Source organism: Intestinibacter sp., from assembly GCF_051866655.1.
In the GTDB taxonomy this organism is placed as follows: domain Bacteria; phylum Bacillota; class Clostridia; order Peptostreptococcales; family Peptostreptococcaceae; genus Intestinibacter.
Genome location: NZ_JBJDXL010000009.1, coordinates 1 through 1,947, shown reverse-complemented (window position 1 = coordinate 1,947; position 1,947 = coordinate 1). Strand labels below are relative to the sequence as shown.

At 27.0% G+C, this 1,947-nt stretch carries 3 protein-coding genes; all 3 read left to right on the top strand.

Going from position 1 to position 1,947, the window contains the following annotated elements:
• A partial coding sequence (locus tag ACI3VO_RS00255; protein WP_439755983.1) for a hypothetical protein occupies window positions 1–304 on the top strand: 304 nt, incomplete at its 5' end.
• 27 nt (window positions 305–331) lie between these two features.
• Window positions 332–712, top strand: coding sequence for a YkvA family protein (locus ACI3VO_RS00250; protein WP_439755982.1), 381 nt, complete (start codon window positions 332–334; stop codon window positions 710–712).
• A gap of 193 nt (window positions 713–905) precedes the next feature.
• A partial coding sequence (locus tag ACI3VO_RS00245) for a hypothetical protein (protein ID WP_439755981.1) occupies window positions 906–1,947 on the top strand: 1,042 nt, incomplete at its 3' end.

The following is a 1,947-nucleotide window of genomic DNA, read 5'->3' as shown; positions in this document are numbered from 1 at the left end:
AGTACGCAATCCTGTTGATGGAGTAGAAGATCATGGTGGAGAAACATATTATGATGAATCTAAAGTATTACCAGAGGACTTTTTAAGTGGCTGGGAGTTTCGTGACGATTTGAATCCAAATTCCAAGGAAGAAGAGGATTTATTGTTGAAATTAGATTTTTTAATGAAGAGTATGGGATATAAAAAATTATCTAATGAATTTGCAAATTATCCTTTAGATGATATTGAAACAGAATTTAATGAACTTGGAAAAGTTAATATTTTTGATTGTTTGTTTACTGATTTCACACTTTTCTTTAAATAATAAATTTATATAAATGGAGGAGATATTGTGAACTTAAAAGAAAAAGCTAAAAACTTAAAAACAGATATTCCAACTATATTTCTAAGTTTAAAAGACAAAGAAACTCCTATAATAGCTAAAATATTTGCAGTGATAACAGTTGCTTATGCTCTTTCACCAGTAGATTTAATTCCAGACTTTATACCTGTATTGGGATATTTAGACGATGTAATCTTGTTGCCGATGTTAATTGCTCTTACGCTTAAATTTATTCCACGAGATGTATATGAGAAAAATCGTAAATTAGCAGAGCATATATGGGATGGAGGAAAGCCTAAAAAATGGTTTTATGCTATTCCTATTGTGATAATATGGCTAGTTTTATTGTCATTAATAGTAAAGTTTATATATTTTAAAGTAGTATCTTAAATATTTATGATACATTAAAATTTCCTTATGCCATATGATATAATCTATAGTAATAAGAAAATAAGTTTTAAACTATACAAATTATATAGTTGGTTGCATGATAAAAAAAGACTTATTTTTAGGGGGGACACGAACTCGATTTTATTAGAGGGGACTTTATAAAAGTTCACTCAAAGAAAGAGAGGGAGTAATTATGAAACACTATGGACTTAGCAGATACGAAGAAATTATGAAATTCTACAAAGAGGAAGTAGAATATCTAGCTTCAGAAGAGGCATATTTAATCTTAGATGAAACAGGATTAAATATAGATAAGACTTTTAATTTCAATTTATTTAAAGATAGCAAGGTTTTAGAGCTATTATGTGATTCGTTAAATAAAGTTGAAGTTATTTTAGAATGTAAAAATCAGGATTTAGAATATGTTAAATTGACTTTTGAATCAATAAGCTATTATATGAAACATCAATTAGATATAGACAAAGCTAGTGATTTATTGGCAAGTGTAGACTTTATTGAGTTAAAAAAAGGATTTAGGGTTGAATTTAGAAAAAGAGCTAAAAAATCGAGAAGTAAACAGAAATTTGAATTTTTTGAAATTGAAGCTTGTTATTTAACTATAGAAGGCTTAGATACCTATGAATTAAATCAACCTGTAGAAGCAGTTGAAGAAGATCATATAAATAGACTTGTAAAAAATTTAAACATAACTAAAGAAAAAGCAGCTGAAATTATTCAAACAAATTATGAAAATATGCAAAATGAAGAAATACCTGTATTTTTTACAAAATATAGTAGACAGATAACTGATAAGGACGGTAAATTAGATAAACTGCGACTAGAAGCTTCAAACGTGTCAGAAGATTTCAAATTTTTATTAAATAACTTTGACTTAGGCGGAAGTACAATATTATCTTGCGGTAAAACGTTTTACGAGGATGAATTTTATATTGTAATTGAACTTAGAAACAGATGTTATTATGGCAGCTATGAAAGAGAAGATTTTTACTTTGACGAAAATGGATTTCTTAGATTAAAAGATGATGTATTATTGATTAAATTTGAAGATTTAATATCTTTTAATGGTGACTATCTGTATTTTGAACCGTACTTTGAGTATTTAAATGTAATTTTACATAATGATAATTCCTATGAATTTAGAATAGGAGATGGAGAAGCTAATTTTATGAAAATACACTCAAATGACATTTCTGTAAAAGTCTTAAAAAGAGGAA